We start from the raw sequence: 25,734 nt of genomic DNA on the forward strand, positions 1-25,734 counted from the left end.
CGCTTCGCCGCGGGGGAGAGCGGATCGCACACACGGTGACCGAGTTGGTTCGCTAGTATTTAGTCTGTTCGCCCGGGTCACAGCGGGCCGGCACTTCCTAGGAAATGCCGTGGCCGCAGCAATGAGGCCTGTTGGGTCGAACCGGAGGCCAAGCGCCGATGGCGTTAGGCGATCGGCATCAATCGAACGGTGCCGGCGTTGGCCGCCAACAGTCGGACCACCGGACCATGGTGGTCCCCCCCCGTCACGATCGCAACGCGCTGGCCGCGTCGTCGGGTTGCCTCCGAAAGGACGTTGCGGGCAATCATCGCGTCCCGCCGTTCGTAATATCGTGCGAGGGCGTCGAACCGGGTGCCGGCGACAAGAGCGCGAAGGGTTGCGTAATAATGCCCCGTCACACGATCATAACGGCCGTCGACAAGGTTTCGGACTGTTGCGCTCGCCAGCAGGCGATCCTGTTCACTGGACAGCCGATCAAGCGCGGCCTCCAAGCGGCGATGATGGGCATCGTTCGGCAGCGCACGGTCGTCGAATGACCGCTCGAGTTGCTTGATCGGGCTTTCCTTGCTCCACCAGTCGGTCGGGATCGCAGCTCCGGCGAGTTCATCGCCCAACCAGTCGAACCCAAACGTCCTGGGACCATATTGCGCCGCAAGGGCGATCATTTCCGGTGGATAGTTTGACGTCAGGTAGGGCTGACCGCGGTCGAGGTCCTCCTGCCGGATTTCGACGCCCACCGCGTCGGGACGAAACCGGGCGACAGCCCCGTAAAGATCGTCGAACGTGTAGCTTTTCGTCGTGGCCAGGCGGCGGTGGATGCTCGCGACGACCATCACGAGCGCGCGCTCCTCAGCCGGTCGCGGGCGGGCCAGAAGACTGCGCGGCAGGAGCAACGCGCCGGCAAGAGACATCGTGCCGGAAGCAAGGCCGCCAAGCAGGCGCCGCCGGTCGGCCCGGCATGCGCCCGCATGGATATCCTTGGTTGGCTTGGGAGCGACCGGGTGCAGGAAGTGCGTCACATTCTCAGGCGGACACGCCGATATCGCCCTCGAGGATCGTGCGATCGAGGCGGGGGACGTCCCCTGCCTTCCACCGCGCTGCGCGATGGAGCACACGATAGCGGATCGGGCCACCGTCTGGTGTTGCGGCCCGGGTGATCGGCCGCGGCACACACACGAATTCGGTATCGATCCGCTCCGCCGACGCTGTGACGACCGAATAACCATGACCCCCCATGTCGACGAATTCGAGATGCGGCGCGAGCGCAGGATTGGAGAGGAGTTTGGCGCGAGCGAGATCGCTGTTGCGCACATAGTCGAGCGCGGTTCGAACGCCGTGCTTGAGGCTAAGGTTGATGGTCGCCTCCTTCCGGCCGTCCGGTCGGTCGACCGTGTAGAGCGAGCGCAACTTATGACCCTTGAGGCCATGCTCGAGCGCCTCCGCCAGCCCCGGCGCGGACAGCGAGGCGGTGATGAAGGCAAGGCCCACCGGATCGTATTCGGCCGGCGGCAATGCCTTGGCGGCATACCCTGCCCAGAAGCTGTGCCGGTCGCCTGAAATCACGACAAAGCCCGCGATGCGCTCATTGCGGACATGGTCATAGAGTTCGGCGCGTTCGTGGAGCGCAGCACTGAAATCGCCGCCGCCAAACGTGCCATAGGTCGGGTCTGGCCAGCGTCGGCCAAGGTCCGCGGGCAGGTTTTGAGGATCGGTCCGCATGTCCAGCGTCCCGTTGGTCGCGACCCAGATTTTCCACGTCGCGGGCGAGGCGGAGAGCTGTTGCTTAAGCCATGCCTTCTGGACGCGGCCGAGGGCGGTGAAGGGCGGCTCGCCCTTCCGGAAATTTGCGATCTTCTTTCCATCGAATTCTATCGCTGCAGGCGGGCTGTCGCCATTGGCGGCGCTGCCGCCGTCGAGGATTTCGAGAGCGCCCTGCGGGAAGAGAAACGGGAAATCCTTTGAGGAAAAATCCTCGGCGCCCGGACGCGAGGTCGGGTCTTCCATGGCATAGCTGTGAAGATCGGTCAGGATGAGATCGACGTGCCGACCATAGCGAAAGGTCCGTCTGGCGACCAGGCTGTCGACCGCCAGGCGGTTGTTTTCCTCGTCGCCGAAGCCGTCGCTGTCGAACGTCGGGATCGAACGCTTGACGACCGCGGGCGGATCGAACCGGTCAAGGGATTTGCCCGACGACTTGCGGACACGCGCCGGAATATATTCCCACCACGCCTGGTTGGCGGCGACGCGGAGCGGCTGAGCGGGCTCGTCTGTCCCGGTGAAATTGATGAAGCTCTGCCAGCCGGCGAGCGAAAATTCGTGGTTGTCGCCGATGCACACGAACGGAAAGCGCGCCCTGGCATCCTGGATGTCGGGATCGTCGAGGTGGGCGCGGTAGACCATGCGATACCCGTCGAGCGTGGTCGGAACGTGGAAGTTGCCGACCTTGCGGCCGTCGGGAATTCTGCCGATGTCGTAAATGGTCCGATCGTACCGGTGGGCAACTTCGTCGGGGTATTCGACCATCTCGTAGATGAAGTCGCCCATATGGAGCACGAAGCCGAGCCTCTGGGCGGGCGGCGCGCGCTCGTCGTCCCAGATCATGCGACGATAGGCATTTTGCGCGCCCTCATTGACGCTCTGGCAACAGGCATAGGCGAAGCGCACGGCGCGATCGTCGCTCGGACGCGGCGCGGTGATCGTGCGCCCGACGCGGCTCCGGTTGCCCGCCTCGTCAGTGAATCGGTACCAATATTCACTTGCCGGCCTCAGGCCGCCGACCAGTACGCGGCTGGTCCAGTCGGACGCGGCTGTCGCTATCGCGACGGTCCGGGCAACGATCTGCCGAAAGTCGGGATCGCGCGCCACTTCGACCGTCAAGCGCCGGGAACCGGCCCCGGAATAGGGGCGCCGGGTCCAGAGGAGCACGCTATGATCGTCGGGATCGCCCGACGCCACCCCCTGCGGGAACAGCTCGCGGCGCTCCTGTCCGGGCAGGGGCGCCGCGGCGTCGAGCCGGCCACTCCAAGCCAGCGCGGCGCCGAGCGAGGCGGCGGCCTTCAGAAATTGACGCCGGCCGCCGCGGGCCTTGACGGATGCCGCGGCGTCGCTGGCGTGGTCGTGCGTGCTCATTTGACCGGGGTGACTTCGGTGAAGATGACCTGCCACCGGCCCTTCCGCAGTCGCCAGATATCGGCGAAGCGGATCCGTCCCTTGAACGGCTTGCCGTCGCTCGTCCCCGAGAGGCCTACCTCGCCGCCGACCACCGCGCCGCCCGGCCATTGCCGAACGATCGGGCGCTCGACGACATAAGGGTCGAGATGGAACCCCGGCGTGGTATAGTCGGCGATCATCTGCTTTTTGTCTTCGACCTCGGCACGGCTGTTGACCAGGGCATAATCTGGAGCGAGCAATCGATCGAGTGCGCTGGCGTCGCCCCTGATCTGGGCATCGTCATAATCCCCGACGGCGCGGGCGAGGGCCGGAGGCAGTTGCGCGAGGACGTTCGCCGGGGTGGGGGAGGCGGCGGCAAGGGCGATCAGCAAAACAGTCAAGGCGATATCCTCGATTGGAAAGACGGATCAGACGCTACCCGCCCTGTCGGCGCGCATCCAATATCCATCCTGCCGGACGGCATAGGCTATTGATATGATCGGGATGGACTCTTCGTCCCGCATGCGCTTCGACAAATCATCGGGACGTCCGCAATTCAAAGCCGGCGGACACTCAGACCCCTTTTCGTAAGGGTATCTATCGACCACATAGCGACACGCTATGATTGCAAATCGAGTCAGGCACTTTATCGCCGTCGCCAAGGCAGGGGGGTTCGGACGTGCCGCGGCCGAGCTCGGCATTTCGCAGGCTCCCTTGTCGCAGTCGGTCCAGCGGCTCGAACGCGACCTTGGCGTCGCCTTATTCGACCGCCACGCCAAGGGCGTCACCCTCACCGATGCGGGCCGGGCCTATCTGCCCGACGCCGAGATCGCTGTCGCCGCGAGCGAACGAGCCCGAATCATGGCGCAATCGCAATCGGATGCGTCACGTGCGGTTCGTCTCGGCGTCATCACGCCGGCCTTGTGGGGCGCTCTTCCCTCTCTCCTTGCCGCCGCCCGCCACGCCGACGTACGGATCGAACTTGTCGAAGGAACGACGGACGAACTTCGCGAGGGATTGCTCAACGGGAAGCTCGATTTAAGCTTCCTGGCGGCGCCGCTGGCCAAAGCCGAGCGGCTTACAGTGGTCGATCTCGAGCGCGAGCCGGTAATGGCCTTGCTTCCCGATCGCGACGGCCTCCGAGACCTTGAGACGGCCGATCTTGCTCAAATGGCGCGTGCCCTCATTCTGTTTCCCCGCCATTACGGCCCCCGGCTATACGACTCGACGCTCGCCCTGTTCGTCGATCGAGGACTGGAGCCGACGATTGTCTTTGAATCCCCCCGGATGCTGACCACGCTCGCCTTGGTGTCCGCGGGGATCGGCAGTTCGATCATCTCGCCGTCGCTCGCGCGGTCCGCTGCGATTGCGGGCACCCTCTGCGTGCCTTTCGACGAGGATCTGCCCGTCCCTTCATGGCCCGTCTCGCTGGCCTATATCCCGCCCGCCGGCCGGTCGCCGACCGCCCGGCTCCTCGCGCACTGGAATCGAACGCGAATGGCACCGGCTGACTAGGGTGTGGAGACCTTTGGCGTGCGAGCAGCGTCGCTGTTGGCCTATGTGTGGCCGCACCGAGCGAGCTCAGTCCGGCATAGCGTCCCGATATGAGCGGCGCCGATGTTCTATTGGACAAGGGGGAATGCAGTCGCGACATCGATGCACAAGGGCACGTCAACGCCCAAGGGGCTGCGGCGAAGGCGGTGTTCAGTTCCGCCCGCCGTTGGGATCAGGGGAGATCGATGATCATGGCAGATCCGGTAGGCGATTTCGAGCAGCCGCTCACCGAGAGTCACGGCGCAACGGGGTCATATCGGCCCAATCGCGGGGCGATCGCGCTGTTTGCCCTTGCTGTCGCGGCGCTTGGCGTGCGCGGGCTCGTCACCGGTCAGCCGATTCCTGCCTGGCAGCCGCTTGATGCGACACCATTGACCGACGCGCTGATGCGCGTCGACGGGCTAGTCCTGATCGGACTGGCTGCGCTCACTTGCCTGGGCCAAGTCGGAAGTCTGACCCGCCGTCACGCCGCATACGGCCTTTGCGGATTGTTCGCGGTGTGGATTGCTCTCCAGCTCCCGCCACTAGCAGCCAAGCCCGGTGACATTGCCTTGTGGTTAGGCATCGCGGAGGTTGGCGCGCTTGCCGCTGCGGCCCTCCTTCTCGCACGATCCGACGCGATCGTCCGTCATCCGCCTCGTGACAGTGTCTCAACGGCAGCCTTTGCTGCGTTCGGCCTCTGCGCGATCATCTTCGGTGCCTCGCATTTCGCCTATGCCGATTTTACCGCGACCATGGTTCCTTCTTGGCTGCCTGGGCGCTTGTCGTGGGCCTATGCCACCGGGCTGGGCCATCTGGCCGCCGGAATCGCCATCGCCACGGGCGTGTTCCGGCGGACCGCCGCGACCCTGCTCGCCGCCATGATGGGCTGCTTCATTCTCCTGGTTCATATCCCACTGGTCGTCTCGACCAAGGGGTCTCTGCTCCAATTGACCTATCTCGCGAACGCCTGCGCCTTGTGCGGGTCCGCCTGGATCACCGCCTCGACCGCGGCCTGGCGATCGCCCAGCGTTGCGGCCGATGCGGGGGACGGGCAGGATTAGCGACGGACAGTCGCGCTCCACGGTCGGGCGTCGGCATCAAGCGCCATCGCAGGTTTTCCGGGGCATTCTCACATCCTGTCCCGGGCTCCGAGGAAACCGCCAAAACGAGGGAGGGCGGCCGGTCATCGCGCAAATCGCGGTGGTCATATGCGACTGGTCGCTGAACCCTGACGCCTGTGCGATCGATGCGAGCGTCGCGTGGCTCTTTAGGATTGAGAGGAGCGCTGTGCGAGCCTTCGCTTCCGCCCGGAACTTCTTGGGTGAAAGGCCATAGCGCGCTGCAAAGCCGCGCGACACTTCGGGAGGACGCAGGTTGCGCTCTGCCGCCCACGCCCCGAGGCTGAGCGAAGGATCCTGATTGATTGAGGCGACCAGCTGCTCCGGCCAGTCCCCGCCGCATTGTTGTACCGGGACAAGAGACGGTTCGAACCATTCGGCCAAGTCGCCGGTCTCACCGTCACGAAGCGCCTTTAGGACCAGGTCGAGCTTTTCGCTTCGGTACAACCCCGGAAGTCGGTCGAGGTCGGTGGGCACGTTGAGGAGGCGGGCACCATTTGAGCCGACGATGTCTTGGTGGGCCTCCCATCGTCCGTGAACGAGGACGTCGCCGGCGCTCGCGGACAGTCGCCCAAGGTCCCCGGTCTCGCAATAGGATCCCTCGAGGACGATCGCGACGTAGGCGGTCGCATGCCGATGGCGTGGAAGTCGCGAACCGCTGTCGAGCGATTGGGGAGAGATTTGCGACATCATGACGAAGCTCGGCGATAAGGGGCGGTGTCGCGCAAGCATTTCTCACGCATCGAGATGCCTCACACAAACATTCGCGGCAGGGCCCGGCGATTCCGGGACATCGGACGAGCGTGGCCCCGATGCAAAGTGGGTACAAGAATTGGCCCCGCGCTAATGATAGACGCCCGCCATGTCCAGCCGCACGCTTCTCGCCCTCCTGCTCCCGCTTCCTGTCGTCGTGGCGTCGGGCGCCCTCGCCGCGCCGCTCAATGCCGGCCCGTCTACCGCTCAGCTGCTTCGCGAAGCGCGTATGGCAGCGGGGTCAGGCGCCGATCACCCGCGGCCGCTCACTCTCGAAGCCGTGGGACGGATTGCCGAGGCCGGGCTCGACGGTGCCTATCAGCGGATCGTCGACATGCATTCCGGCCGCTTCACCGAGCGCAGCCGCTTTGTAATCTACACTCGGGGCACGACCTTCGATGGAAGGGTCCGCTACCGGATCGATCCTTCTGGCGGTATTCATCCGCTCGATGGCGCGTTTGGGCTTTCTGTCGGCCGGACCGATGGGTGGCTTGCACGGCGCGCCTACCTCCTCGCGGACGCCGGCGGCGCAACCTTCGGTCCCGTCGCCGAACGCAGCGACGGCGGTCCTCGGTTCGCTGTGGTGACCGCGACACCGCCTGCCGGACAACCGGTCGAGTTGTGGTTTGATCGGGAGAAACACTGGTTGGCCAAGATCGTTCGCCGCGGAGCACTCGAAACCGATATCACCCGGTTCGGCGATTACCGGCGCGTCGACGGACAGTGGCTGCCCTTCACGATTTCGCAGTCGAGCGACGCCAGCGCCGATGTCACTCGGATTGCACTCATCGCCTATCGCTGGAAGCGCGCGACACCCGCGACCTTCGAGCCGCCGACGACGCCGCAAGACTATGATCTTGACGCCGCGACACCGGTACCGGCCGGGTTCGGGGCATTCGTCACCGTCGATGCCGAACTCAACGGGAAAGGCCCGTTTCGCTTCATTATCGACACCGGCGGGCACAACATCATCACCCCCGCCGTGGCTGCGGCGCTTGGCATCAAGCCGGTCGGGGGTTCGCAGTCCGGTGGTGCCGGAGCGGGAACGCTTGCCCAGCAGGATGCGATCATCGATACGATGCAGCTGGGCCGCGCCGTGCTTCGACACCAGCATGTCTACGTCATTCCGCTTCAATACAGCACGGTCGAACAGGGAGCGGCACCTCCGCTCTCCGGGATCCTTGGGCTTGAGCTATTCGAGCGCTTCGCCGCGCGCTTCGATTATCGCGCGGGCAAGTTCTTCCTTTTGCCACGAGCTCGTCGGGAGAATTGCGAGGGCACCGCGATTCGCCTTCGGTTCGACGACGACATGCCGCTGGTCGACGGCGCTATCGAAGGGCATCCGGGCGTCATCGCCATCGACAGCGGCAATTCGGGAAGCCCGGTCGTCCAAGGGGTCTGGGCCAAGCGTGTCGGCCTCGCACCAAGATTGAAGCAAGGGATCGAGACGACGTCCTTTGGTGCCGGGGGCGCGTCCACGAACTGGATCACCCGGCACGGAAACCTCCGCCTCGGTCCGTTGATCGCGCGCGACGTTGATCTGCGCCTCGCGAACGACAGCAAGGGCTCGTTCGCCTCGATCACCGAAGCCGCCAACGTCGGCCAGCAGGTACTGGCTCGCTACAATGTGACGTTCGACTATGCCGCGGGTCGAATGTGTATGGCGCCGGTGCCGGGCTACGTCACTCCGCCGCTCAATCGGTCGGGCGTGATCGCGGTCAAGTCCGCTCCGGGCAGTTTTTCCGTCGCGAGCGTCGCTCGCGGATCGGACGCGGAGCGCCAAGGAATCCGCGCTGGCGACGAGATCGTCGAGATCGACGGGATTCGGGCCGACAGGCTGGCGGGCAAGGACTTTTTCGATCTGGTCCGCCAAGCCCCCGGGACGACGATCAGGCTCCGCCTAGCGCGGCAGAGAATGACATACGAGCGGACGCTGACGTTGCGCGATCCGTGATCAGCGTTCGCCCCGGGCCGCCGCGGCCCGATGGCTTCTCGACGTGATTTGCCTGTCCTCACCGAAGAAACCGGCAGCTACAATCTCATCGGCCCACCGCTTTACGGATTCGCGGCGAACTTGGCACGTAGTCGGGCGTGGCAGTCCCGACCTTGCCCGTAAGCTTCGTTGAGTTTGTCGCCGAAAAAATGACGGCTTGGTCTATCGCGCTCGTCGCAACCGCTCGCGATGCTTGAGACCAACTTCGACGACGGCAACTGGCCGGCACGAATTGCCGCAGGTTAGGGCCATTTTGGCACTGAAGGCCGGTCAGCGGCGATGCGTTCTGATTCCTCGCCGCTGCGCTTGGTGATCGGCGCAGGTCGGACCGACGCTTTTCAGAAATCGGATCGACCTTCGCTCGCAGAACGAGTGGCGACCTATGCCGAATTGGGGTCGCGCGGTGCGGCCCATGGTTTGTCAAAGCCGTTAGGGTCTCGGCGCTTGTTCGGCGGTTCGGCTCGCCATTGGACAGGGGGATGACGTGACGAAGAGTTTAGGCAACGATCGTTTGGCCGGGGAATCATATCTCGGTCTGTTGCTCCGCTACAAACAATGGGCCGAAGACATAGCCTACGACAGCGTATCGGCCATCGGGCTCGAGGAAGCGCTTCGGTCCCGCGCGACAACATTCGGGAATATCGTGATGACGCTGAACCACATTCATGTTGTCGACGACATCTTTTGGCATCATCTGGTGGGGCGTCGGCATGGCTACACGCAACGCAACACCGACACGATCCCCGACCTAGCCGCTCTTCGCACGGCAGCGCGACACCTCAATAAGCGCCTCCGCAGCCTTGCCCAGTCATGGACCGCTTACGAGGAGCGAGAGCCTGTCGCGTTCGAGTTCGTGGGCGGCGGAACGGGAAAGATGTCCCGCGGCCAGATCATTCTCCACCTCGTCAATCATTCGACCTACCATCGGGGTTTTGTTGGCGACATGCTTAAGCAGGTCCCTTATCTTTGGGAGGCAAATGATCTGACCGTGTTCCTGTGCAATCACGTCTCCATGACCCAAGGCGATGCCTACTGAGGAGCCCTCCACGGGGCGCGGGTTATCGGGCGCGCCCGATCGAGTTTGTGAGATCGTCGATCAGGTTCCATCGGGTGTCGCGGCATGAGCCGGATCCTGCAAGCTATGCAGTCATCAGGTGCGCGGCGCGTGGCGCTAGCGTCTCTACGAGCATTTTTCGATCGTCGATCGGTAGTCGGCGAGACGGCGCGAACACTCATCGCCCCGTGCTATGTCATCGATCAAACTCCTATTGGACAATAGGCGCGTCAACAGGAAATGCAGAAAGGGTGAGGGCTGCCACGCCGGATATCGAATCGCGCTCCGCAGGGCTTTTTGAGGTTGAATTCAAAGTTGCAGCATGCCCGGAACCTGTCCCAGCTGGTTGCGGGACTTCTGCTCTACGGTTTGGCGAGCGCCTTGATGGTGAGGGCCGGCCTCGGTCTCGCGCCCTGGAGTGTCCTGCATCAGGGCCTTTCCCAGACGCTCGGGATCACGTTTGGGACGGCGACCCTTGCGACGGGGGCGGTCATCTTGCTCACCTGGATCCCGCTCCGACAGCGGGTAGGACTTGGTACGATCGCCAATGTTCTTGTCATCGGCCCGGCGGCTGATCTTTCGCTCTGGCTACTACCGGTTGAAAGCCACTTCGCGTTGCGTTTGATGGGAATGCTGGCGGGAATATTCCTGACGGGCCTGGCCAGCGGGATCTATATCGGCGCCGGATATGAACCCGGTCCTCGTGACGGCTTGGCGACGGGGATCGCGCGTAAAACCCGATTTGAGGTGAGGACTGTCCGGACCGCCCTCGAACTCTCCGTCCTCCTCGTCGGAATGCTGCTAGGGGGAACGGTGGGCGTGGGAACGCTTGCGTTTGCTCTGATGATTGGCCCTCTATTTCAGCGCTCGCTTGCTCGCTTTGCCTACTCCTTTTCGCAGCGTTAGCGAACCGGGAAGCAGCGGCTTGGAAGTTAATTCTATGAAGCGCCTTCATGTTGTCTCTGCGCGGAATCTGCGCAGCACGGTGCCTGAACCAACGTAAGTCGGCGCCCGACCGAGCCACCATTTTTAGGGACAGATTTAGGGACGGAGGCAAAAAATCCTCATTTTCCGGAGAGCGTCTTCGAATTCCTCCCGCTCCGCCATCAATTTTTGCCCAAGACTTGGATATTTCCCACGGCTTTCAGCGGTTTGCGGAAATCTGTAAAATTCTGCCGGCAATCCGATGGGGAGACCGAGCCACTCCCATGAATCGCTCATGGGCGCGCGCTGACGGTGCCACGTCGACAGGCCCTGATACCCTAGACCTACGCTTTCGCCGCGTTGGCGACCTGCTCGGAACCGGACGAGGTTGGACCACCCTGGTCCAAATGCCCGTTGGACCAGATCGACGTGGACCATAGAAGTGCGATTTTCCTGCGCGGTTTTCCGCCATTCCTACGGTGCGCACCGTAGACCGAAAGCGACGCTCAAACCCGCTGCCGGGCCTTTGTCCGAAAGACGCGGGTTGGTCCAAACCATTGAACAGATGGTGTCGGGAGGTTGTGCGGTTAGGCGAGGAACGACCCGCGCAATATGCTGCATTGAGACAGCCTGGTCGGAGCCTGGGCTTAGACTTGCTCGAACAGACGGCGCTGGTCGTCCCAACGGGCCGGCAGCGGCTTAGCCATGAGGTGCTCGAGCGTGAGGTCGGCGGGCTGGGTGCCGGCGAGGATAGCACGCTGCAGATCAGGTGCGAGAAACGCCAACGCGAGCAGCAGGCGGGCATATTGTGTGGGCGGGGCGGTTTTGCACAGCGGCAGGAACCTGCGGTCTAGCGTGACCATGGCGTGAGCCCGTCTTAGAGCAGAAATTAGCACCTTATTGCGAAGGGGGCGTTGGACAGGTTGGCTCCGGCCAGTCGGTTTACGCCCGGTGTGGAAAGATAACGAGAGCCAGAGATACAGGTTTTCCTTATCCATGCCCTCAACCTTTGCGTTCTCCAGCTTCAGAACTCTCATTTCTTTGCCGCCGCCATAGTGACGAGGTATGACGAGACGGACACCGCACCGATGGATTTCGACCCGACTGGGGATTGAGAGGGGGCTAGCGGCGTGGTGAGGGAAAAGGCGCACGAGCTGCAGCGTCAGTTCGCTTTCCAGCGCAGTCGCGGACACTCGCCGTATGACCTCTGGCGCTGCGCCCTCCGCATCTAATTTAGTGTGGCGGTGCTGGCCCGACACGTAATAGTCATAGGTAACACCCAGTTTGCCGCGTCCCGTGGCTGGAGACATGGCCTTACCCTCGGCGTCGAAAATCCGGCCCTTCAAAGGAGCTTTCCGGGCCGCAGGGTTTCTGCCGCTTTTTCGCCGTTGCTTTGCATCGAGCAGACTTTGGACGCGATTAAAGAGGGACGCCGAGACGATTGCGGGATGGAGGCCTTGATGAAGGGTCCCATTGTGCCTGATCTTTCCGAGGTAAATCTGATTGCGAAGCATGAGATAGAGCATCTTGTGCGTGATCGGTCCGCCTCCGATGGCTCGTCCCTTTTGGCTCAGCCACTTTTTGCTGTGAATTCCTTCATCCGCGAGCCATAGTGCGAGCTCCCGACACGACCCTACTTCCATATATTTTTCAAAGATTTGTCGGACAGTCGCCGCCTCAGACGCGTTGATCGACAAGGTTCGAGAATTGTCCGTCGGCAGATCGTAACCCAGCGGCAGATTGCCTCCCATCCACATCCCCTTGACCTTCGAGGCGGCAATCTTGTCGCGGATCCGTTCACCGGTCACCTCGCGCTCGAACTGGGCGAATGACAGCAGCACGTTGAGGGTCAGGCGGCCCATGCTGCTGGTGGTATTGAAGCTCTGAGTGACGCTGACGAAGCTGACACCGTGCTTGTCGAACAGCTCGACCATCCGCGCGAAATCGGCGAGGCTGCGGGTCAGCCGGTCGATCTTGTAAACCACGACCACGTCGATCCGACCCGCGGCGATCGCGGTTAGCAACTGCTGCAGCGCCGGACGATCCATGTTTCCGCCCGAATAGCCGCCGTCGCCGAAATGGCCGGGGACCAGCTTCCAGCCTTCGTGAACCTGGCTGGCGACATAGGCCTCACACGCCTCGCGCTGGGCATCGAGACTGTTGAACTGCTGTTCGAGCCCTTCTTCCGAGGACTTGCGGGTGTAGACCGCGCAGCTCAGCGTTTTGCGGGCTGTGGTCATCGTCTGAGCCGACGCAAGCCGAAGAACCGCGGTCCGCTCCAATTTGAGCCAGTGATGCTCGAGGCGACTGCGCTTAGGCTTGAAAATCTTTCACCGTTCAGGATGAAACCGTCAGAAGATACGAGAATCTCGTATCTCATGCCGCGCCAAACTCGAGAAATCTTTTGGCCGGAGAAGAGCTCGGTATCCGCGATAAGCGCGCCACTCTTGTATCGTAGGGAGCGGCGAATTTGAGCATCAAGCCCCCCGAACGCGCGGGCCTGCAGCCGCCAGCTCAGGATGAGCCGCATCAGGTCGACCGAGCGCAGGGGCGGTGGGCTCCCGAAATGGCGTGACCAGAGCCGTCGAAGGTCGTCGAGCGGCAGCGCCGGGATGGCGGCGAGCGTGGCCTCAAGCGCGGCGTGGGGGACGAGCGGCGCAGTCGGCGCCAGCCTGACGGAGGTCGGCTCATCGCTTCGAGCGGTGGCGTTGGGTGGGGTCGAATCGAGTGGCACGAGGACGACCTAAGGCCGATAAGTCACGGTATATCCACTGGAATATCGCTCAGGCCGATTAATCAGTTAGCCTCCTTGCCGGCTCGATAGTCGTGACACGACACTGGCGGCAGTGACCCCGAACCACCTTCGCAATGTCGCCGGCATGCACGACGCGCCCCGCTGCGAGGGGCGCACCCGCAAGGACGAGCCGTGCGGCGCGCCCGCGGTTGCCGGCAAGACACGATGCAGGATGCACGGAGGCAAGGTGTTCGCTGCCTCGGCCGAAGCCGAGGCTAAGCTTCAGGGCATATATGCCCTCCTCCATATGGGCGCCCTACTGACCGAGCAGATCCATATGCTCGACAAAGTTATCCGGAAAGCTGAGCGGGAGGGTTTTGATCCGCTCATCATTGCCGCCCTCTTTGAACGCCGCAATGCTCTGTTCGCGCTCACCAAGTTGAGCCAGCCGGAGCTGGTCAAGGACTTCAAACCCGCGCGCGCTTTCGGAAACGAGGCGATCAATCCGCAAGTGCTGCCCGAACGGCGCAGGTCGCGGACGAAGGCGGAGCGCGCAGCGCAGATCGACCGGGCGCGCGGCATGCTTCTGGGCCTGGCGGTGGGCGAGGCCGTGGGGGTCACACGGTCCGGGCAGGCGCGCGGGACGTTCGCTGCTATCACCGACCTTGTCGGCGGCGGGCCGTTCAACCTTCGGCCCGGCCAGTGGGCCGGCGACACCGCCATGGCGCTCGCGCTGGGAGACGGCCTGGCCAGTCGCGAGCCGTTCGATGAAGCGGCGTTCCTCGAGCGTCTGGTCGGATGGAGCGAGCAAGGGGCGTGCGGCTGGAGCGAGCAAGGGGCGTTCGGTTGGATCGGCGCGTGCTTTGCGCTCGACGCGGCGGTCAATCGCGCGCTGACTTACTTTGCCGAGGCGGGAAAGCCGCAGACCGAAGTCAGCCAGAGCGGCGGTAACGCCAGCCTTGCTCGAACGGCGTCCGCTGCGCTGCGCTGTTGGAATGATCCCCTGGCGCGGAACGAAATCGCGGTTCGTCAGTGCACGGTGACACACGCCAATCCGATCGTCGTGTCGGCCTGTCTGGCGATGGCCGACATCGTCGCCGAGGCGATCGCCGGCGAGCCGCGCGCGAAGGTGCTTGGGAAACGGACCGTGTCCAGCACGATGTCCGATCGCGGCATGACGGTGAGCCAGTGGCATCACTGTTCTGTCGACGAGGTCAGCGGTGAAGATGACGCTGCAGGATCGCTCGAGGCCGCTTTGTGGGCGGTCGGCACCTCGGGCACTTTCGAGCAAGCGGTGCTTAAGGCCGCCAACCTTGGCGGTGACGCTGGCAGCACGGCGGCGATTGCCGGTGCGATCGCGGGTGCCCTCTATGGCAAGAGCAGCATCCCCTCGCGCTGGCTCGAGCGGCTCGCCTCGTCGGACCGGATCGAGCCGCTGGCCGACGCCCTGTTCGAGCTTGGCCGGAGCGAGCGGGCCGATGGGTGAGAAACGCAATTCAACCCCATGCACCGTAGGGCGACGAGCCCCCGAGGGCGCCGGGGCTTGCGCCAAAATGGTCGGGACAAAAGCATCGGCGCGAGTCGGTGGGAGATGATCATGACGATGATTACTGACGGGGAAGGGGCGGCGGAGTCCAATCCGGGCACGCCGCCCGAGACGGACGAGCAGCCTTATCGGCGCGCGCTGATCAAGCTCGATGTCGTGCCGCGCCGCGATGACGACCATGGCACGGTCCTAAAGACGTTATCCGCCGCGGCTCCGATCTCACCAACGAGCTGTTCGACGAGGCCGCTGCCCCAGGCATCGAGTGGGAAAACCGGATGCGCACGATCGGCATGGGTAACCGGATGGGGGAGAGCGTCCGCAAGGCGATCCTCGCCTATCAGCGCCATTTCGTCGATTCCAATGGCTGATCATCCGCGCAACCTAGGGCCGATGCGCGCCGCGCCGCGGTGCGGCGCGCGGACGCGCTCCGGCGCGCCCTGCCGCTCGCCCGCCATCGCCGGCAAGGCGCGCTGCCGGATGCACGGAGGCAAGAACTCGGGCGCGCCCAAGGGGAATCGCAACGCCTTTCGCCACGGCGCCTACACGAAAGAGGTGTTGGCGCGCGCCTCTGAGGTCAAGGAACTCCGCCGCGAAATCCGCGACGAAATCGAGCGGGTTGAAGCGGAGCGCTCGCTCACTCTGTGGGCGGGTCGGCTTGGCTAGCATCAACGTTCGCGAAAGCCATAAAAAGGCTTTTCAAAACTCAAAAAACCGTTCGCTCTCCGGAGGTCGTGACAAAATAAGGGGTGTCGGCCTCAGATTTCTGAGTGTCCAATTTGCCAGGAAAGGGCAAAGACAATGGACAACATCAATTCCAGTGACGCCGATATCGCTGAAAACTTCAACGATGAGATGCGTGAGTACGCCGCTTCTGCGGTTTCCAACGGTATTGCGCTCGAGGAGCGGGTGAGTGCGATCGAGGGCGTGAAAACGCTGACGAAGTGCGTGCTGACCGTCTCGCCCCATCTCGACGAGGACAACCGCGAACGGACGCTGAAACGGCTCGTTCTGACCCATACGGAACTCCTGGGCGGCCTGCTTCCGCTGCTCAAACCCGGCAAGACCGTGGACGCTGCGCTTCTCGGCGAGCGGATCGCCGTCGTGCGGGCGGCGCTCATGGCGCTTCTCGGCCTAGGCCGCTCGCCGAGCGTCTCGTGGGAGCACCAGGTCGAGCTTGCTACCGCTGTCGACCAGATCACCAAACCGGCTAGCGATCTGGCACGGCGGCTGCTCAATTGGCGGCAGCACGAGTATCAGTGGCTTGAGTCCGCTCTCGTGGATCTGGCCTTCGAGGTCATTCTGCTTGTCAGCCTCGCTACGACGTTCCTCGTCGAGGTGGACGACATGGTCAACCAGATCGTGTGGCGCGCAGGTCCGGCCTGAGACCAATAGTTAAAATCGAAAGGGGCCCGTCGCCAACAGGCGGCGGGCCTTTCTCACCTCAAGAGCACGAAACGCAGATAAGATTTGCATAGGCAGCATTAGTATGTGCCACACCCGTCAATGAAGACCGGCACGCCCCGCACCAGCATCACCGACCCGCTTCAAATCGCCGAGATCCGGGCCGGCCCAGGCATGGGCAAGGTCGGCCTGACCCTATGCCCGGGTAAGCATCAGGCTGCCGGCCTGACTGGCTGTTGGGCGCGCGATCTCAAACTCGATCTCGACGCCATCGTCGACTGGAACGCCGCGGTGGTAGTGACCCTGGTCGAGGCGGACGAACTCGAGCGGCTGAAAGTCGCCGGGCTCGGGTCAGCGGTCGAGGATCGCAACATCGACTGGCTGCACCTGCCAATCCGCGATCGCTCGGTCCCCGACGCCGTGTTCGAGACCGCATGGATCAAGGCTGGCGAGCAGCTGCGGGTCCGGCTTCGCTCGGGGTTCAACGTGCTGGTCCACTGCATGGGCGGCCTTGGCCGGGCCGGGACCATTGCCTCGCGCCTGCTGGTCGAGCTTGGCTGGAGCCCAAGCGAAGCAATCCTCGCCGTGCGCAAGGTCCGCCCCGGCGCGCTCGAGACCGACGACCAGGAGGACTTTGTTCACGGCTGCATCGTCGTGCCGGAGCGGAAGCCCGAAACCTCCGTCAAGGCGATCAGGCAGCGGGCAATCGGCGCGCTGCTTGGGCTGGCAGTTGGCGATGCGCTGGGAACCACGCTCGAGTTCTCGGCGCGCGATACGCGCGAGCGGGTTACCGAGCTGGTCGGCGGCGGCCCATTTCGGCTCGAGCCGGGCCAGTGGACCGACGACACCAGCATGGCCTTGGCCCTGGCCGACAGCTTGCTGGCCTGTGATGGTCTCGACGAGCAGGACCTGATGAGCCGGTTTGTCAGCTGGATGGATGAGGGCGCCTACTCCTCCAACGGTCGCTGCTTCGATATCGGCATCACCGTTCGGGGGGCACTCAACCGGTTCAAGGCCAGCGGCGATCCGATCGCCGGCTCGACCGATCCGATGAGCGCGGGCAACGGCAGCCTGATGCGGCTTGCGCCGGTCGCCATCCGCTACTGGGATGACGAGACCGCGCGCCGCGACGCGGCGACGCGGCAGAGCCGAACCACCCATGGCGCAGCCGAGGCGGTCGATGCCTGCGTCGCGTTCGCCGACGTGCTCGCCGATGCCATCGCCGGCAAGCCGCGCGACGAGGTGCTGCGATCGCGAAACGACACCCCCTACGCCGGCGCCATCGCCGGGATCATGGCGGGCAGTTGGCGCGGCAAGGCGCGGACCGAGATCAAGTCATCGGGTTATGTCGCCCACTCGCTCGAAGCGGCGCTGTGGTGTGTCGGGCGGACCGGCACCTTCGAGGAAGCGGTGCGGCTTGCCGCCAACCTCGGCGACGACGCCGACACCGTTGCGGCGATCACCGGCCAGCTGGCTGGCGCGCTTTACGGCTATCCGGCCATTCCAGATCGCTGGCTTGGGAAGCTGACCAACCAGGGGATGATCTTTGGGCTTGCCCGGCAGCTGATCGATCGGGCGCTGCGCAAGGAATAGACGTCCAATGCTTGAAGTGGGCTCAGGCCACCGGTTCGAGCAGGCGCTGCGGATCGACGCCCAACACGTCTGCGAGTTTCTCGATAGTGTCGAGCGACGCGGAGTAGACCTGTCGCTCGAGCGCCGAGACATAGGTTCGATCGATCTCGGCCAGATCGGCCAGCTTCTCCTGGGTCAGGTCGCGCTCGGTCCGCAGACGCCGCAGGTTGAGGGCGAAGATGCGATCGCGAAGAAGGTTGGCTTATCGTCCACCCCTTGCTGGCGACGAATCGCACGTCTCAAATCCGAAGGGACGATCCAGAAAACGGTGGCGATCGTTGACCCCGCGGCCATCGGACGGGATCTGACAGCTTTTGTGAATATAGAGACGAGCGATCACTCCCCGGACTGGCGGCATCACTTCATCCGTTTCCTAGCGGAGCGCATGGAGATCATGGAAGTCCATCGCTTAGCCGGTGAAGTTGACTATCTCCTCAAGGTCGCGGTCGCGGACATGCGAGACTATGACGTATTTTACCGCGAGCTCACCCGCGCGGTGCCTCTCAAAAATATTTCGACGACGTTCGTGATGGAGAGGATCAAGGAGTCGACGCTGAGACCGGCCCGCCCAAGGGAGGATGGTCAAATCAGTTAGGCGGAAAAATCCTACGGCAGCCTACATTATCGAGGTCGGATAGAAGCGAGGTCGCGACAGAGTTAGATAATATCACCCCAGCTGCCGCGTGGACTAGAATTTTCCTGCAGACAAAGCCGTTTTGGGCAAAGCTCATTGGGCGTAATTTGCACTCGGTCCGGCGCTCACCTCATTGTCTGTTGCCCGTTCGCTGGCATTCCTCCCGTGAAAGGAGGGAGTTCATGGCGCATCATCTAGTCGAGTCCCTTACGTTGCGAGAGCGATACGGTCACTTAGCGAGTCTTTGCCGAGCGCGAGCAGCGACGATCGACAGCGCGAGCGGCCGAAAGGTGCTTCTTAGCATGGCGGCGAATTACGCCCGACGTGCGGTGGAGGAACGCTCCGAATCCGAGCCGGGCGGTCTTCATCGAACTGAGCGAACCATTTTTCGGTTCGAATCCACGGGCAGGAAAGCTGGACTCGGACCAAACAAATCAATTTTCGGAACGGATTAGTGCCTTCGATGACTTCGATCGAGAAAACATCAGGCGAGAGCTCTTACGAGGAGCCAAGACGTCTTTGGCCGGCGTTGGATTTGCGGGTTGGGGCTGCGGCGTTCCGGTTTGAGGGTGAGCGGTGCGAAGTCCTGCTGTCGCGTAGGAAGGGTCGCGGCGAATGGTCCATTCCGAAGGGGCATCTCATGCCGGGCCGGACACCCGCCCAATCAGCGGCCGAAGAATGCTTTGAAGAAGCCGGCGTGCGAGGAATTGCGCGCGAAATCTCAATCGGCTCTTTCGTCCATACTCGAAACGCAAGCACTAGTGCATTTTTTTCCGAACCCGTCGAAGTCGCAGTCTATCGCCTAGACTCACCAGTTAGTCTCTCTGACTGGCCCGAAAGTGAGCTGCGTGACCGAGCCTGGGTAGCAATCCGAGACTTGGACCAACATGTCGCTAATGTTCGTCTGGTAAAGTTATTAGCGAGCTGCGTATTGCCAACTTTCCGCACAACAGTCGGATGAGAAACAATTCCCTGCTGTCGCATCGCTTGGATGGTCCGGTGAGAGACTACCAAGCGAAGGGCGAAACAGCTGACTTTCCTCTCGCCGGACAGATAACGACCTCTGATCGTCCCGTCGCAACTTCCCCGCGCCTTGGCGACGGCATCCGTGCGCTCTCGGAACTCCGCGCCATCAGGACAATTGCACTCCCGCTGCGCGTTTCATCTGGAGGTTGGCGGTGAAGGGGCGAAAGAGCGTAAATTGCGACAGATGCGATCGAGCGCGCGTGCTTTGGGAAAAGTGTCGCGACGGTCTTCGCTCGGCTCGCCAAAGCTGCGACAGAAGGGCGATCAAGGATTGGCGGCATTTAGCTACGCAGGCAAAAAGGCTACTCAGAAAATGCCGTACCGACGCTGAACAAAGCCATGCTTCGCTCCCTTTCGCTTAGCCACGGCACTTCGGTAGCCGAGTTCGCCGTCCCGCTCGGAGGAAGTGGGGCGCCCAGATTAAGCTTTCTAGACCTTTGCGTGAACTCTCCTGAGGCGGTGAGGGCTGGATCGTGGGGACGCATTCTACGCTAAGGTGTTACGTCCGCTTTCCGCCCAATTTAGTCATACGATCGATCAGGTCAGCGATGAAATGTCGCCGTCTCACCGTTCACGAATAGGGCGGCTGGGGGTCGGCCTTGCAAGGTAAACTCAACGCTTTCAGGGCTTCCCGGCGCTGTCAGAATGATCTTCGAGCCAATAACACTGATGTTGACGAACGGCGGGGGCGAGAGCGCATACTGCCCAAGGTATTTGCCTCTGCAAAACACGACTAGTTTTTGCCCGCCATGCATAACGCCTCTGGGCTGCGGTAAGAAGCGATAGCGATAGTCGTAGACGGCGCAGCGACTTCCCATGGGAGAGCCGGCCAGCTTGAAACTGGCATCTTTACCAGAGCAAATCAGCGGACCAGTAAACCCACCACGGATCATGGCTTGGCGTTGACCGGCACTGCATGAGATTGATGGCGCAACCGGAGTACCGTTGCTTCCTAGTGCGAGGGTGGTGACGAGAGCGAAGAGCATGCTCGGCATTAAACCGCGGAATGTCTGCTTTCCACCCAAACCCGCCGTCCAGCCTAGTCGGCTGCTAGCGACCCATTGCGGACGTTAGCGGGTCGTGCTCTCTTGCCGTTGGGGGGAAAGAGCACATGCGACAGGCGCGGACCGTTGCGGCGGAGGCTGGCCAAGCTTCGCCGCGCCCGCATTTGCGACGCGCTCCAAAGAAGCTGCATGGTTACTTCGTCGTCTTCACCATCGTCTTTGCGGTTGTCGTCTTGACGGGCTTTTCGCGAACCTTCTTCCTTCCGATGGCGCGAGGGTCGCTTTCGAAACCACTCGTCGTCCATCTCCATGGCGCATTCTTTTTCGCGTGGACGGGAATGCTACTTTTGCAGGCCGGGCTCGCTGCGACGAAACGGCTTAAGATGCATCGCAGGGTGGGGTCGGTTGCCGGATGGCTGGTTCTTCCGATGCTGTTTCTGGGAACGCTCGTGGCCAGTAGAGATACAGTGCACGACTTTTATGCCGGTGATGGTGATGCAGCGCTTTCGTTTTATTACGGTGAACTTGCCGACCTCGCGATGTTCGGACTGCTCGCTGGCGGTGCCATGCTGCTGCGTCAAAAGCCTGATTTCCACAAACGCTGGGTGATCCTGGGGAGCTTGGGTCTGATCGGCGCAGCCATTGGCCGCATCCCCGAGATCAGCAGCTTCTTTCTCTACATCTACCTCGGCTTCATCGCCTCTGTTGCAGTCTACGACATTGCCAGCCGCCAACGCGTGCATCTCGCGACCATTATTGGAGCGGCCGTTCTTCTTTTTCTTGGGCTCACTGAAGAGCGAATCGGCAATTCAACGTACTGGCTGCGAACCGCCCATCATCTTCTCGCAGTGTAAAAGTCGGCCTCGGGCCAATGTCCGCTTTCCACCCAAAGTGGAGATTCGCCAATGCGATCTGCCTTCAGAGCCATCAGGCGTGGGGTCGCCGTTTCAAGCCGGTTGAGCGTTCCGCGAAGCCGAGAGCGCGGGGCGCTTGCCGTCATTCCAGCCGGCCAAGCTTGTCAGCGCGCCGATCGTGAAACCGGTGGCCATGACGATGGCACTTGGCAAATGTCCGATCAATCTCAGCATCCACGTGGCCAAGATCGAGTTCTTAAGCAGGGTCATCGCGAGCATTTGCGCGACGATGAAGACCGCGGCGACAAGGAAAGGCTTCGCTCTGTCCCGAAATTTCGCCCAGATCACTGCGATGATGACGAGTTCGACGGACATTGCGATCGAAATCCCGGGGAGGAGCATTTCGCCATCTGGACCTGACGCGGCGAGCAAGCCCGGCACATACCAAAGCATCACCCGGTGAAAGGCGGACTCGAACAGGATGAGCGGCGTTGACAGCAGGTAACCAGCGTGAACCCACACGCTCCTGCGGAATTTGAGCGCGCGATAATAAAGTGTGACGTAAGCGGCCATCGCTACCATCACGATCATAAGCAACGACCCCCCGTATACCACCCGAAATGAATCGTCCCCAGCAACGTAGCCTTTAGCCGTCGCGTCGACGATGGCCGCTAAGCCGGCGGTCAGAATAGGGAAAAGCAGCAAGCTGACTTTGCCAATGAGGCGGTGCAGGGGGAGCCGCCTTGTGGTTGCCGTCCAGCATTGCGTCGTGACCACGATGATCCATGCGCTCGACGCTAATCCGTGTGCGTGAAATTGCCACGGCACAGTCCCCAAGACTGAGAAGTAGGTCGGCCAAAATCCAACAAGGATCACCCCAATCACGGCGAGCAGATAATATTGAGCGCGTGCGTAAGGCATCGGCCTTTCTCCTAGTGGGAGCTATATCAGGTTCAGTGGCCTCAGTCCCCTCGTTTGCGCTTGTCGGCTTCCACTCAAACTCGCCGTCTAGGCGCATTGGCGGCGAACGACCCGCGGACGACATTAGGCCGCGCGGCTAGTCACATGCTATAAGCCTCTTCAACGACCCATGGTCCTTTAACTGGACAAGAGCCAAACAAAGAGATCATATTCCGGTGTCTGGCTTTGTGCCGGTCTGCGTCCGTTGCGCTGCCTTGCAGGGCTTGTGGTGATCCAGACAAAGGAGTCTCGCTCATGCACAAGACACTAGCTTTCCCAATTAAAGGAGCTGCGGCGGTGCTCGCCGCATCTTTCGGCGTTGCTGCGCACGCTGCGTCAGCCGCGAAGCCTGCCGATGCAGCGCTAATCCAGAGCGCAATGTCCGCAGCTCCACAAGAAGTATCGAGGAACGCAACGGTCATTGCCATGGGCGCCAACGGGTCCATGCGGACTCTGAAGCAGGGATCGAACGGCTGGACCTGCATGCCTGATGATCCAAAGACACCGGCTCCCGACCCGATGTGTCTGGATGAAAACGGCATGGCGTGGGCCCAAGCGTGGATGACGCACGCCGTCCCGCCTGCCGGCAAGGTCGGACTGGCTTATATGCTAGCCGGTGCGGCTGACGCTAGCAACACTGATCCTTTCGCCGATAAGCCCGCGACCGGGCAATCTTGGGTGATAACCGGACCGCACATAATGATCCTGAATGCGGCCGTCGCTAGCTCGTCGGGGTACCCGGGCGGAGCAAAACCGGACACCACCCGACCGTATGTGATGTTTGGAGGGACGCCCTACGCCCATATCATGTTGCCGGTAAAACGCTAATCAAGTTTGCTGCACCGGCTTAGTCGAACCACGGCTCGGCAGGCCGGTGCAAGGATCCCCAGGCTGCCGCGTGCGCTGCCAACGTCCGCTTTCCACCCAAACCTGCCGTCCAGGCGCTCGGGGCGCTAACGACCCTTTGCGGTCATAAAGCCATTCTGTTAGGCTTTATGCTGTTGCTGGGGGGCCGGTCACATGCATGTCCATCTGCCGAAGCCGCTGCACGGCTGGCGAGCATTCTTCGGCGAAGTCGGCATTATTGTGCTTGGCGTTTTGATTGCGCTGGGCGCTCAGCGGCTGGCAGACAATTGGCAGCAGGCCCGTGACGCCGAACAATCTCGAATGGCGCTGCGAAGCGAGATAGGCGACGACAACTTACCCCAAGCCTATGTGAGGCTGGCCATCGCACCTTGTCTCGATAGCCACCTCAAAATGGTTCAATCAGCTTTCCAATCGGGTCTCGATCGCAAAGAATTTGCTCAGATGACGCAATCCTTTGTCGCACCTGAAAGGACGTGGGACAAACAGGCTTGGGACGCCAGTACGTCGACGGGCGCGCTCGCGCATGAAGGCGCGAAAGAACTTATGCGGTGGGCATTTCCATACACGATCATCGCGCAACTAGCGGATTGGAATATGCACGAAAGTGAAGATCTCGCCGACCTGCGCTCCGTACGACCAACGCCAGGAGCTTTCACCGCGGATGAAGCCGATCGCGTCACGAGGGCGCTGGAGCATTTGAAGCACGATCAATTTGTCATGCTAAATCTGTCGATGGTGCTGATGCACGCAGCGGCCAAAGTCGGCGTCGCTCTGAATGACGGAGAAAGACGCCGTCTACTGGCCGAAACGCACAAGGAATGGGGTTCTTGCGCGACTCCCTCCCCTCAGAGGGTCGCAAAAATAGTTTACGACGTTCGATGAGCCGTACAACCGTATGCGGGAATCGAACGTCCGCCTCGTACCCAATCCGGCCGTCCAGGCGCTCCGTCCACTTTCCACCCAAGCGAACATAGTAGTTGCGGTGCCGACATACCAAGGCGGGGTCGCGATGGAGTGCTGATCTAGTTTGCTCCTGATCGCTGCTCCGCTTACACGTGCGCGGACGAAACAGCCGGGCGCAGTTCCAGTGAACCAAGCAACGATTGTCCCGCTTTCATCGCGGAATGATACTCGGCGGCCCGAGGACGGCCCGTCACGAGGCGCGATATGGTTTTGTGCGCTCGCGTTCCTGTTTACTTGGCCGGTCATCATTGCGGCTGCTGCGTTTGTCCATGGCTGGTCGCCATGGAAAGTGCCCGGCGGACTCCAGATGCTGGCTGCGCTCAGCCCGGGATTGGTCGCAATCACTCTCTCGCTCCGGCGTTTTGGCGGCGAAGGGCTCAAGAGTTTGTTTGCTTCGCTAGTCCGCTGGCGATTTTCGCCCTACCTGTATGTAGTAGCCCTCGGGCTGAGCCTCGGTTTGTGCCTCATTTTGTACCTGGCTTTCCGGTCAGCGACGGGCGTTCCTGATCCTTTGGGTCCTCCCGTCGACTTGCTGATGTACTTCCTGCTTATCCTTCCCTTCAGCGCCGTTTGGGAGGAGCTCGGCTGGCGTGGCTATTTGCTGCCCCGGCTGTTGGACAGGATGAATGAAGTATCGGCAGCACTTCTGATCGGCGTGATCTGGGGTGTGTGGCATCTACCGATGGCGCTCGCCGCAACGACGAACCTGCAAGCGGGCCTTGCTCAGTTCGGCGCTCTGTTTTGTGGGTGCATCTCAAACTCGTTCCTACTCACCTGGCTGTACCTGCGATCGCGAGGGAGCGTTCTCTTGTGCGTGCTTTTTCACAATGGAGTGAATGCTGGCGCATTCTATTTCTTCTCAGGAAGACCGGGCTCGAGCGCTGGACCCTTCTGGGGGCTGGCAATCGGGTTGGCGATCATCGCGGTCCCAATCACAGTGAGCTTGTGGAAACGCCAACGGCACCAGCAGCCGGGCGTCGCCACCTCGTAATCATCTCGGGTAAGTCTTACCGGACGCAAGCTCCTCTTGGATCAACTGCTTCGATGCCCGCTTTCCACCCATTCCGTCATTACCGTGATGAAGCTCGTCCTCCAGTCCGGTCCGCGATCCAGGCGAGAGCAAGCAGGGTCGGAGCCCAAAAGGGAAAAACGCCATAAAATGTGTCGCTAACGGAATGCGCGTGTCTGTCCACGAACCAGAATACCTGACCACAAAACGCGAGCGCCATGGCCGTCACTAGCCAGCCAAAAAAGGAAACCGGGACGAAGAGTAGTCCGGCGGGTTTGAACCAGCGCATCTGGGTCTCCTTGATAGATGCGCATAGTTTACACGTTCATCCTAAAATGTCCGCTTTCCACCCATTGCGGACATTAGGGCGGTGCGCGTCCGGTCTCTTTGTATGCCGCCTTCCCAAATGCTGCACGGGACTCTTGGCCGCAAGCCCCGCTACGGCACCAGTATCTGACAGCACTCTTGGGAGATTATGAACGTCTCACTACGCAGCGTTCAGAGGCCCAGCATGCGATATGCACTAAGTCTGATGGACAACCGCGGAATACGGAAGTCCGCGGTCGATTCGAGAGG

General features: G+C 62.0%; 23 protein-coding genes. 15 read left to right on the forward strand and 8 right to left on the reverse strand.

Features of this window, described 5'->3' with window-relative positions:
- Positions 1-164: 164 nt before the first annotated feature.
- Genes ABDK56_RS10000 through ABDK56_RS10010 form a run of 3 tightly spaced genes read right to left on the reverse strand, consistent with a single transcriptional unit; the run spans position 165 to position 3,551 of the window.
- Positions 165-1,019: a hypothetical protein gene (locus ABDK56_RS10000; RefSeq protein ID WP_349808118.1), complete on the reverse strand. Its 855-nt coding sequence runs from the start codon at positions 1,017-1,019 to the stop codon at positions 165-167.
- Between the two features lie 4 nt (positions 1,020-1,023).
- Positions 1,024-3,129 carry an alkaline phosphatase D family protein gene (locus ABDK56_RS10005; RefSeq protein WP_349808119.1) on the reverse strand — a complete coding sequence of 702 codons (2,106 nt, stop codon included), beginning with the start codon at positions 3,127-3,129 and terminating at the stop codon, positions 1,024-1,026.
- Positions 3,126-3,551, reverse strand: a complete 426-nt coding sequence (locus ABDK56_RS10010; RefSeq protein WP_349808120.1) for a nuclear transport factor 2 family protein — start codon at positions 3,549-3,551, stop codon at positions 3,126-3,128. The genes ABDK56_RS10005 and ABDK56_RS10010 overlap by 4 nt, the downstream gene beginning before the upstream one ends.
- Before the next feature lie 220 nt (positions 3,552-3,771).
- Between ABDK56_RS10010 and ABDK56_RS10015 the strand changes: the two genes are divergently transcribed.
- Together ABDK56_RS10015 and ABDK56_RS10020 are read left to right on the forward strand one after the other, a co-directional pair.
- On the forward strand, positions 3,772-4,665 hold the full coding sequence (locus tag ABDK56_RS10015) for a LysR family transcriptional regulator (RefSeq protein ID WP_349808121.1): 894 nt from the start codon (positions 3,772-3,774) through the stop codon (positions 4,663-4,665).
- Positions 4,666-4,754: 89 nt separating this feature from the next.
- Positions 4,755-5,747 carry a DoxX-related protein gene (locus ABDK56_RS10020; RefSeq protein WP_349808122.1) on the forward strand — a complete coding sequence of 331 codons (993 nt, stop codon included), beginning with the start codon at positions 4,755-4,757 and terminating at the stop codon, positions 5,745-5,747.
- Positions 5,748-5,783: 36 nt separating this feature from the next.
- On the opposite strand, the gene ABDK56_RS10025 is transcribed toward ABDK56_RS10020, so the two are convergent.
- On the reverse strand, positions 5,784-6,497 hold the full coding sequence (locus tag ABDK56_RS10025; RefSeq protein ID WP_349808123.1) for a helix-turn-helix domain-containing protein: 714 nt from the start codon (positions 6,495-6,497) through the stop codon (positions 5,784-5,786).
- Between the two features lie 169 nt (positions 6,498-6,666).
- On the opposite strand from ABDK56_RS10025, the gene ABDK56_RS10030 reads away from it, so the two are divergent.
- From ABDK56_RS10030 to yczE, 3 genes are all read left to right on the forward strand, one after another.
- Positions 6,667-8,511, forward strand: a complete 1,845-nt coding sequence (locus tag ABDK56_RS10030) for an aspartyl protease family protein (RefSeq protein ID WP_349808124.1) — start codon at positions 6,667-6,669, stop codon at positions 8,509-8,511.
- Between the two features lie 523 nt (positions 8,512-9,034).
- Entirely contained in the window at positions 9,035-9,586 is a 552-nt protein-coding gene (locus ABDK56_RS10035) for a DinB family protein (RefSeq protein WP_349808125.1), read from the forward strand.
- 333 nt (positions 9,587-9,919) lie between these two features.
- Complete coding sequence (gene yczE, locus ABDK56_RS10040; protein WP_349808126.1) at positions 9,920-10,510, forward strand: membrane protein YczE; 591 nt, start codon at positions 9,920-9,922, stop codon at positions 10,508-10,510.
- Positions 10,511-11,175: 665 nt separating this feature from the next.
- Here yczE and ABDK56_RS10045 read toward each other — a convergent pair.
- Together ABDK56_RS10045 and ABDK56_RS13160 are read right to left on the reverse strand one after the other, a co-directional pair.
- A complete protein-coding gene (locus ABDK56_RS10045) occupies positions 11,176-12,768 on the reverse strand; it encodes a recombinase family protein (protein ID WP_349808127.1) in 1,593 nt (530 codons plus the stop codon).
- On the reverse strand, positions 12,765-13,262 hold the full coding sequence (locus ABDK56_RS13160) for a DUF2924 domain-containing protein (protein WP_502959291.1): 498 nt from the start codon (positions 13,260-13,262) through the stop codon (positions 12,765-12,767). The genes ABDK56_RS10045 and ABDK56_RS13160 overlap by 4 nt, the downstream gene beginning before the upstream one ends.
- Positions 13,263-13,407: 145 nt before the next feature.
- On the opposite strand from ABDK56_RS13160, the gene ABDK56_RS10050 reads away from it, so the two are divergent.
- The 6 genes from ABDK56_RS10050 (at position 13,408) to ABDK56_RS13165 (ending at position 19,436) form a co-directional block, all read left to right on the forward strand.
- Positions 13,408-14,748 (forward strand): ADP-ribosylglycohydrolase family protein, encoded by a 1,341-nt coding sequence (locus tag ABDK56_RS10050; RefSeq protein ID WP_349808128.1) that lies wholly within the window; start codon positions 13,408-13,410, stop codon positions 14,746-14,748.
- Positions 14,749-14,859: 111 nt separating this feature from the next.
- A complete protein-coding gene (locus ABDK56_RS10055; protein WP_349808129.1) occupies positions 14,860-15,471 on the forward strand; it encodes an HGGxSTG domain-containing protein in 612 nt (203 codons plus the stop codon).
- Positions 15,472-15,606: 135 nt separating this feature from the next.
- The gene (locus ABDK56_RS10060) at positions 15,607-16,191 is read left to right on the forward strand and encodes a hypothetical protein (RefSeq protein ID WP_349808130.1); all 585 of its coding nucleotides are present in this window, start codon (positions 15,607-15,609) and stop codon (positions 16,189-16,191) included.
- A gap of 120 nt (positions 16,192-16,311) precedes the next feature.
- Positions 16,312-17,802, forward strand: coding sequence for an ADP-ribosylglycohydrolase family protein (locus tag ABDK56_RS10065; protein WP_349808131.1), 1,491 nt, complete (start codon positions 16,312-16,314; stop codon positions 17,800-17,802).
- A 7-nt stretch (positions 17,803-17,809) separates the two neighbouring features.
- A complete protein-coding gene (locus ABDK56_RS10075; protein WP_502959292.1) occupies positions 17,810-18,436 on the forward strand; it encodes an Lrp/AsnC family transcriptional regulator in 627 nt (208 codons plus the stop codon).
- 502 nt (positions 18,437-18,938) lie between these two features.
- Positions 18,939-19,436 carry an NUDIX hydrolase gene (locus ABDK56_RS13165; protein WP_502959293.1) on the forward strand — a complete coding sequence of 166 codons (498 nt, stop codon included), beginning with the start codon at positions 18,939-18,941 and terminating at the stop codon, positions 19,434-19,436.
- Between the two features lie 607 nt (positions 19,437-20,043).
- On the opposite strand, the gene ABDK56_RS10080 is transcribed toward ABDK56_RS13165, so the two are convergent.
- Complete coding sequence (locus ABDK56_RS10080; RefSeq protein ID WP_349808132.1) at positions 20,044-20,394, reverse strand: hypothetical protein; 351 nt, start codon at positions 20,392-20,394, stop codon at positions 20,044-20,046.
- Between the two features lie 218 nt (positions 20,395-20,612).
- Here ABDK56_RS10080 and ABDK56_RS10085 point away from each other — a divergent pair, with 218 nt between their 5' ends.
- Positions 20,613-21,359, forward strand: a complete 747-nt coding sequence (locus ABDK56_RS10085) for a hypothetical protein (protein WP_349808133.1) — start codon at positions 20,613-20,615, stop codon at positions 21,357-21,359.
- 93 nt (positions 21,360-21,452) lie between these two features.
- Here ABDK56_RS10085 and ABDK56_RS10090 read toward each other — a convergent pair whose 3' ends face one another.
- Complete coding sequence (locus ABDK56_RS10090) at positions 21,453-22,280, reverse strand: hypothetical protein (protein ID WP_349808134.1); 828 nt, start codon at positions 22,278-22,280, stop codon at positions 21,453-21,455.
- Positions 22,281-22,574: 294 nt separating this feature from the next.
- Between ABDK56_RS10090 and ABDK56_RS10095 the strand changes: the two genes are divergently transcribed.
- The 3 genes from ABDK56_RS10095 (at position 22,575) to ABDK56_RS10105 (ending at position 25,140) form a co-directional block, all read left to right on the forward strand.
- On the forward strand, positions 22,575-23,147 hold the full coding sequence (locus tag ABDK56_RS10095) for a hypothetical protein (protein ID WP_349808135.1): 573 nt from the start codon (positions 22,575-22,577) through the stop codon (positions 23,145-23,147).
- A 192-nt stretch (positions 23,148-23,339) separates the two neighbouring features.
- On the forward strand, positions 23,340-24,068 hold the full coding sequence (locus ABDK56_RS10100) for a hypothetical protein (protein WP_349808136.1): 729 nt from the start codon (positions 23,340-23,342) through the stop codon (positions 24,066-24,068).
- A 388-nt stretch (positions 24,069-24,456) separates the two neighbouring features.
- Entirely contained in the window at positions 24,457-25,140 is a 684-nt protein-coding gene (locus ABDK56_RS10105; protein ID WP_349808137.1) for a CPBP family intramembrane glutamic endopeptidase, read from the forward strand.
- The last annotated feature ends 594 nt before the right edge of the window (positions 25,141-25,734 follow it).

Source organism: Sphingomonas sp. ASV193 (genome assembly GCF_040203355.1).
Lineage (GTDB): Bacteria > Pseudomonadota > Alphaproteobacteria > Sphingomonadales > Sphingomonadaceae > Sphingomicrobium.

What these genes read in the sequence shown, in the direction of transcription:
- ABDK56_RS10005 (WP_349808119.1), bottom strand. Translation starts at nt 3,129, where the DNA reads ATGAGCACGCACGACCACGCCAGCGACGCCGCGGCATCCGTCAAGGCC.
- ABDK56_RS10015 (WP_349808121.1), top strand. Translation starts at nt 3,772, where the DNA reads ATGATTGCAAATCGAGTCAGGCACTTTATCGCCGTCGCCAAGGCAGGG.
- ABDK56_RS10020 (WP_349808122.1), top strand. Translation starts at nt 4,755, where the DNA reads ATGAGCGGCGCCGATGTTCTATTGGACAAGGGGGAATGCAGTCGCGAC.
- ABDK56_RS10025 (WP_349808123.1), bottom strand. Translation starts at nt 6,497, where the DNA reads ATGATGTCGCAAATCTCTCCCCAATCGCTCGACAGCGGTTCGCGACTT.
- ABDK56_RS10030 (WP_349808124.1), top strand. Translation starts at nt 6,667, where the DNA reads ATGTCCAGCCGCACGCTTCTCGCCCTCCTGCTCCCGCTTCCTGTCGTC.
- ABDK56_RS10045 (WP_349808127.1), bottom strand. Translation starts at nt 12,768, where the DNA reads ATGACCACAGCCCGCAAAACGCTGAGCTGCGCGGTCTACACCCGCAAG.
- ABDK56_RS10050 (WP_349808128.1), top strand. Translation starts at nt 13,408, where the DNA reads ATGCACGACGCGCCCCGCTGCGAGGGGCGCACCCGCAAGGACGAGCCG.
- ABDK56_RS10055 (WP_349808129.1), top strand. Translation starts at nt 14,860, where the DNA reads ATGACGATGATTACTGACGGGGAAGGGGCGGCGGAGTCCAATCCGGGC.
- ABDK56_RS10060 (WP_349808130.1), top strand. Translation starts at nt 15,607, where the DNA reads ATGGACAACATCAATTCCAGTGACGCCGATATCGCTGAAAACTTCAAC.
- ABDK56_RS10065 (WP_349808131.1), top strand. Translation starts at nt 16,312, where the DNA reads ATGAAGACCGGCACGCCCCGCACCAGCATCACCGACCCGCTTCAAATC.
- ABDK56_RS10075 (WP_502959292.1), top strand. Translation starts at nt 17,810, where the DNA reads ATGCTTGAAGTGGGCTCAGGCCACCGGTTCGAGCAGGCGCTGCGGATC.
- ABDK56_RS13165 (WP_502959293.1), top strand. Translation starts at nt 18,939, where the DNA reads ATGACTTCGATCGAGAAAACATCAGGCGAGAGCTCTTACGAGGAGCCA.
- ABDK56_RS10080 (WP_349808132.1), bottom strand. Translation starts at nt 20,394, where the DNA reads ATGATCCGTGGTGGGTTTACTGGTCCGCTGATTTGCTCTGGTAAAGAT.
- ABDK56_RS10085 (WP_349808133.1), top strand. Translation starts at nt 20,613, where the DNA reads ATGCGACAGGCGCGGACCGTTGCGGCGGAGGCTGGCCAAGCTTCGCCG.
- ABDK56_RS10090 (WP_349808134.1), bottom strand. Translation starts at nt 22,280, where the DNA reads ATGCCTTACGCACGCGCTCAATATTATCTGCTCGCCGTGATTGGGGTG.
- ABDK56_RS10095 (WP_349808135.1), top strand. Translation starts at nt 22,575, where the DNA reads ATGCACAAGACACTAGCTTTCCCAATTAAAGGAGCTGCGGCGGTGCTC.
- ABDK56_RS10100 (WP_349808136.1), top strand. Translation starts at nt 23,340, where the DNA reads ATGCATGTCCATCTGCCGAAGCCGCTGCACGGCTGGCGAGCATTCTTC.
- ABDK56_RS10105 (WP_349808137.1), top strand. Translation starts at nt 24,457, where the DNA reads ATGCTGGCTGCGCTCAGCCCGGGATTGGTCGCAATCACTCTCTCGCTC.